General features: G+C 70.8%; 5 protein-coding genes and 1 pseudogene. All 6 read left to right on the plus strand.

The features are described 5' to 3' along the window. Positions 1–574, plus strand: a pseudogene (locus G6017_RS04245) (hypothetical protein); the annotation flags it as partial. A 4-nt stretch (positions 575–578) separates the two neighbouring features. Next, positions 579–1814 (plus strand): mannose-6-phosphate isomerase, class I, encoded by a 1236-nt coding sequence (manA, locus tag G6017_RS04250; RefSeq protein ID WP_182610907.1) that lies wholly within the window; start codon positions 579–581, stop codon positions 1812–1814. 65 nt (positions 1815–1879) lie between these two features. Further along, positions 1880–3346 carry an adenosylhomocysteinase gene (ahcY, locus tag G6017_RS04255; RefSeq protein WP_182610908.1) on the plus strand — a complete coding sequence of 489 codons (1467 nt, stop codon included), beginning with the start codon at positions 1880–1882 and terminating at the stop codon, positions 3344–3346. A 9-nt stretch (positions 3347–3355) separates the two neighbouring features. Continuing rightward, complete coding sequence (locus tag G6017_RS04260) at positions 3356–3994, plus strand: dTMP kinase (protein ID WP_182616088.1); 639 nt, start codon at positions 3356–3358, stop codon at positions 3992–3994. Between the two features lie 119 nt (positions 3995–4113). Further along, positions 4114–4794 (plus strand): MtrAB system response regulator MtrA, encoded by a 681-nt coding sequence (mtrA, locus tag G6017_RS04265; RefSeq protein WP_187700704.1) that lies wholly within the window; start codon positions 4114–4116, stop codon positions 4792–4794. After that, positions 4791–6500 (plus strand): MtrAB system histidine kinase MtrB (gene mtrB, locus G6017_RS04270; RefSeq protein ID WP_182616090.1); only part of this gene is annotated, 1710 nt, incomplete at its 3' end. The genes mtrA and mtrB, both read left to right, overlap by 4 nt.

Here is a 6500-nt window from a genome sequence, read left to right on the forward strand (position 1 = left end):
GGCCGCCGGGATGGCGGTGCTGACCGCCCTCGGCGTCCCCGGACTGGACGTCGGCGTGGCCGCGGACGCCGTCGACGTCGAACTCGAGGGCCTGGGGCCCGATCTCGCCACCCCCGTCAACCCGGCCAAGCTCCTCGCCACCGCGGTCGCCGGTTCGGACCCGCTCGTCTGGATCCACTCGGATCCGTTGTCCGCGGCCTACTGCGACAGGGCGGTGGCCGCGTTCTGCGACGCCGGCCGGGTCACGGCGACCTCCTCCGTCACCGACGCCGTCCGGTCGCAGGCCGAGCGCGCCCGAGGGCTGCCCGCCGTGGACCCCCTCGCGAGTCTGTTCCACGACGACCAGCTCGACGGTGAACGCGAGGACAGGACCATCCGGCACCTCGGTATGGTGCTCAGCGCGGACGAGGAATTCGTCCGCCTGGCCGCGGGCCCGCTCGCGGACGTCGAGTGGATCTCCGATCGTGGTCGGGACACGGTCGGTGCCACACCGGCCCCGTTGAGCGGAAAGGTGGCCGCGCTCATGGCACGGACCGAACTCTCCGCCGCGTACCTGCTGGTGGGGGGGCTCTAGAACCGTGGTCGCTCTCACCCCGGTCGTCCAGGCGTACGCATGGGGCTCGCGGACGGCGCTCCCCGAGTTGTGCGGAACCCACTCCCCGGCACCGCACCCGGTGGCCGAGCACTGGTTCGGCGCCCACGACTCCGGCTCGTCGCTCTGCGCCGACGGGCGGGGGTTGGACGCGCGGATAGCCGCCGACCCCGAGGGAGAGCTCGGGGCGCGGGTGGCCGCGGAACACGGGGGCGGACTGCCGTTCCTGGTCAAGCTCCTGTCCGCCGAGCAGGCGCTCTCCCTGCAGGCGCACCCGTCCCCGGAGAGGGCGAGGGAGGGTTTCGCCGCCGAGGACGCGCGGGGGATCGCCGTCCACGCCCCGGATCGCAACTACCGCGACACCAACCACAAGCCCGAGATCCTGGTGGCCCTGACCGAGTTCCACGCGCTGGTCGGATTCCGCCCCGTGCCCCGTACCGTGGCGTTGTTCGACGCCCTCGACGTGCCGGCCCTGCGACCCTACCGCGACATGCTGGACGGCCAGCCGGACGCGGAGGGCCTCCGTGCGGTGTTCACCACCTTCGTGACGATGCCGCACATGGCGTTGGAGACGGTGGTGGCGGACCTGGTCACCGGCGCCGTGGGGTACCTCACCGCGGAGGGTGTCTCCGGCGAGTGGTCGAACGAGGCCACGACCGTGGTCGAGCTCGCCGAGCGGTACCCCACGGATCCCGGTGTCCTGGGTGCCCTGCTGCTCAACAGGGTGGTGCTCCGGCCGGGACAGGCCGTGTACCTGGGCCCCGGTCAGCTCCACGCCTATCTCCGCGGAGTCGGGGTGGAGGTCATGGCCAACTCGGACAACGTCCTGCGCGGGGGCCTGACACCCAAGCACGTCGACGTCCCGGAGCTGATGCGGGTGCTCGCGTTCGACCCGCTCGCGGACCCCACGGTGCGGCCGGTCCCCGCCGATCGCGGGATCCCCGGGGAGGTGGACTACCCCACGCCCGAGCCCGACTTCGCGCTCTCGCGCATCGTGCTCCCCGCCGGCACCGGCCCCGTCACCTACCGGACCGACGGCCCGGAGGTCCTGTTGTGTACCTCCGGCCGGGTGTGCGTGTCGGAGAACGGGACCACGGAGACGCTGGGGCCCGGCCACGCGGTGTGGGTCCCCGCCTCGACGCCGGTGGTGGAGCTGGAGGGCGCCGACGGGGCCACCGTCTTCCGCACCCGGGTCGGCGGTCCGGAGACGGGGACGGCGTAGCGGTAGAGCTCCCCGCTAGTGTGGTGCGGAAGTCTTTTCCGAACTACGAGGAGCTGGTCGCACACATGTCCGCTGATCTGCACGTGCAGTCCGTCAACGGTGTCGAGTTCAAGGTGGCGGATCTGTCGCTGGCGGAGGCGGGCCGCAAGCAGATCCGTCTGGCCGAGCACGAGATGCCCGGCCTCATGGCGCTGCGCGAGGAGTACGGGGCGGAGCAGCCGCTGGCGGGGGCCCGGATCGCCGGGTCCATCCACATGACGGTGCAGACCGCCGTGTTGATCGAGACGCTGACCGCGCTGGGCGCGGAGGTCCGGTGGGCCTCGTGCAACATCTTCTCCACGCAGGACGAGGCGGCCGCCGCCGTCGTCGTGGGCCCGGAGGGCACGCCCGAGGCCCCGTCCGGCGTGCCGGTGTTCGCGTGGAAGGGCGAGACGCTCGCCGAGTACTGGTGGTGCACGGAGCAGATCATGACCTGGCCCGGCACCGATCCCAACATGATCCTCGACGACGGTGGCGACGCCACCATGCTCGTGATCAAGGGCAAGGAGTTCGAGCAGGCCGGGGCCGTGCCGTCGGACGACTCCGCCTGGTCGGCGGAGGAGAAGGTCTTCCACGCGCTGCTGCGCGAGTCCGTGCCGGCCCACCCGGGCAAGTACACGGCCATCGCCGAGTCGGTCCAGGGCGTCACCGAGGAGACCACCACCGGCGTACACCGCCTGTACCACTTCCACGCCGAGGGTGTGCTGCCGTTCCCGGCGATCAACGTCAACGACGCGGTCACCAAGAGCAAGTTCGACAACAAGTACGGCACCCGCCACTCGTTGCTGGACGGCATCAACCGCGGCACCGACGCCCTCATCGGCGGCAAGAAGGCCCTGGTGTGCGGTTACGGTGACGTGGGCAAGGGGTGCGCCGAGGCCCTCGCCGGCCAGGGCGCGCGCGTCCAGGTCACCGAGATCGACCCGATCAACGCGCTGCAGGCCCTCATGGACGGCTTCGACGTGGTGACCGTGGACGAGGCCATCGAGGCGGCCGACATCATCATCACGGCCACCGGCAACAAGGACATCATCACCTTCGACCACATGAAGCGGATGAAGAACAAGGCGATCCTGGGCAACATCGGCCACTTCGACAACGAGATCGACATGGCCGGACTGGAGTCCGCGGTGGACGTCACCCGCATCAACATCAAGCCGCAGGTCGACGAGTTCGTCTTCGACTCCGACGGCCGCTCGATCATCGTGCTGTCGGAGGGGCGTCTGCTCAACCTCGGCAACGCCACCGGCCACCCGTCGTTCGTGATGTCCAACAGCTTCTCCGACCAGGTGATCGCCCAGATCGAGCTGTTCAGCAAGGCCGACCAGTACCCGATCGGCGTCCACCTGCTGCCCAAGATCCTCGACGAGAAGGTCGCGCGCCTGCACGTCGAGGCACTCGGTGGATCGCTCACCACGCTCGCCAAGGACCAGGCCGAGTACATCGGTGTGGACGTCGAGGGCCCGTACAAGCCCGACCACTACCGGTACTGATCCGATCCCGTGGTCGCGCGTCTGGTCGTCGTCGAGGGGCTCGACGGCGCGGGCAAGAACACCCTGACGACCGCCCTGGTCGGTGAGCTCACCGACCGGGGTGTGTCGGTCGGGCGTCTGGCGTTCCCCCGGTACGGGACCCTGCACGCCGACCTGGCCGCCGACGCCCTGCACGGCGGCCAGGCCGGTACGGCCGACTCCCCGCACGCGATGGCGTTGCTGTTCGCCCTGGACCGACACGCGGCCCTCGCCGAGCTCCGCGAACTGGCCGCCTCCCACGACGTGGTCCTGCTCGACCGGTACGTGGCCTCCAACGCCGCCTACACGGCGGCCCGGCTCGGACCCGGGCGGGAGGCGGAGGTGATCCGCTGGATCGGTGAGCTCGAGTTCGACCGACTCGGTCTGCCGCTGCCGGACCTGCAGATCCTGTTGGACACGCCGACCGCACTGGCCGCCGAGAGGGCCGGTGCCCGGGAGAGGGCGGACCCGGCCCGGACCCGGGACCGCTACGAGAGGGACGCCGCCCTCCAGACGGCGACGGGGGAGGCCTACCGTCGGCTCGCCGCCTCCGCATGGCGCTCGCCCTGGCGGGTGCTGGGCGTCGACCCCGACGTGCGGCGGTTGGCGGACCTCGTGGTCGGCTCGTGAGCCGTCGGCGCCACGGATTCCCCGGCCACCGAGCCGAGCCGTGGGCCCGGCCCGTCGGTGCGGCCGGGTAAGGTCTCCATGGACACATGCCGACACTCACGCCGACACAAGTGGTGACAATGACCCCGAAGATCCTCGTCGTCGACGACGACGCCGCACTGGCAGAGATGCTCACCATCGTCCTGCGGGGCGAGGGGTTCGAGACCGAGGTCGTGGGCGACGGCGTCCAGGCCATCGAGACCTTCCGGGCGGTCCAGCCCGATCTGGTCCTGCTCGACCTCATGCTCCCGGGCCGGAGCGGGATCGACGTGTGTCGGGACATCCGCGGCGAGTCCAGGGTGCCGATCGTCATGCTCACGGCCAAGACGGACACCGTGGACGTGGTCCTGGGGTTGGAGTCCGGAGCCGACGACTACATCATGAAGCCGTTCAAGCCCAAGGAGCTCGTGGCCCGCATCCGGGCGCGTCTGCGCCGGGGTGAGGACGAGCCGAGTGAACTCCTGCACATCGGTGATGTGACGATCGACGTGCCCGCCCACACCGTGACGCGTGAGGGCACGCCGATCCCGCTCACGCCGTTGGAGTTCGACCTGTTGGTGGAGCTCGCCCGCAAGCCCCGCCAGGTCTTCACCCGCGAGGTCCTGCTCGAACACGTCTGGGGCTACCGTCACTCGGCCGACACCCGGCTGGTCAACGTGCACGTCCAGCGCCTGCGCGCGAAGATCGAGAAGGACCCGGAGAACCCCGAGGTCGTCCTCACCGTGCGCGGAGTCGGGTACAAGGCCGGTCCGGTCTCGTGACCGCACGTCGTCCGGACGACGCGGCGGCGTCCTCCGGCGACGAGCGCGACACCCGGGACATGACCGACTCGTCGTCGACCCTCCTGGAGCGGATCCGGGACCTGGACCTCACCGTCCTGGGGATGCGGTTCGCGCGCATGTGGCGGCGATCCCTCCAGCTCCGGGTGGTCACCTCGACCCTCGCGCTGTCCATGGGCGTGATCCTCACGATCGCGTTCATGCTGCAGAGCCAGATGGCCGCGCAGTTGCTCTCGACCAAACTTGACGCCGCGGTCGAGCAGGCGGGCCGGCTGCGGGTCACCGTCGAGGCGCAGATCGCCGCGACCGACGAGGGGACCAGTGAGCAGTCCCGCCTCGACCAGGCGCGCAGCGCACTGGGGGAGCGGGGCATCGCCTCCGACGGGGAGTCGGTGCACGCGGGCACCTTCGACCCGATCCTGGTGGTGCCCGACCAGACCGGGCGCGGGCAGGTCGTCAGCCCGGCCGACTCGCAGGTGCCCCCGGAGTTGCAGTCGCTGGTCCAGCGGGGCCGGGTCGCCTACCAGTACGTCACGGTAGATTTCCGGGGAGAGCCCGCCAAGGCGCTGATCATCGGGACGCCGACGGACTCGTCGATCCCCGGGCTCGAGCTCTACCTGGTCTATCCGCTCATCGCCGAGGAACAGACGCTCGGGATCATGCGCGGGATCGTCGCGACCGCCGGCCTGGCGATCATCGTGCTCAGTGCGGCGATCGCGTGGATGGTCGCACGGCAGGTGGTGCTGCCGGTCCGCCAGGCGGCGTCGATCGCGCAGCGGTTCGCCAACGGTCACCTCAAGGAACGGATGGTGATCCGGGGAGAGGACGACGTCGCCCGACTGGCGATGGCGTTCAACGACATGGCACAGAGCCTGTCCGACCAGATCACCCAGCTGGAGGAGTTCGGCGACCTGCAGAAGCGTTTCACCTCGGACGTCTCGCACGAGCTGCGCACCCCGCTGACCACCGTCCGGATGGCGGCGGACATCATCTCCGACTCCGCCGGTGACCTCGACCCCCCGACCAAGCGGGCCGTCGAGCTGCTGGAGTCCGAACTCGACCGGTTCGAGAGCCTTCTCACCGACCTCCTGGAGGTCTCCCGCCACGACGCCGGAATGGCAGAGCTCTCGGTGACCGCGCTGGACGTGCGGGGGGCGGTCGAGGACGCGGTGTCCACCGTGTCGCACATCGCGGAGTCGGCGGGCGTACAGGTCGAGCTGGACATGCCGGCCGAGCCGGTGGTGGCCGAGGTGGACTCCCGACGTGTGGAGCGCATCCTGCGCAACCTGGTGGCCAACGCACTCGACCACTCGGAGTCCAAGCCCGTCCGGGTGACCCTCCGCGGGTCCGAGGCGGCGCTCGCGGTCTCGGTGCGCGATCACGGCGTGGGGCTCAAGCCCGGCGAGGAGTCGCTCGTGTTCAACCGCTTCTGGCGGGCGGATCCCTCCCGGGTCCGTCGGTCGGGCGGGACCGGACTCGGTCTGGCGATCGCGCTCGAGGACGCCAAGCTGCACGGCGGCCGGCTGGACTGCTGGGGCAGCCCCGGGGAGGGGTCGTGCTTCCGGCTGACCATCCCCCGGCGCCACGGGGGCACCCTCACCTCGAGCCCGCTGCCGTTGACCCCGGAGGACGAGGCGCGGCTGGTGAGCACCGGGTCGCCGACCCCGCTGGACCGCGTCCCCGGGACC

It is taken from the genome of Dietzia sp. B44, from assembly GCF_014145245.1.
Taxonomy (GTDB): Bacteria; Actinomycetota; Actinomycetes; order Mycobacteriales; family Mycobacteriaceae; genus Dietzia; species Dietzia natronolimnaea.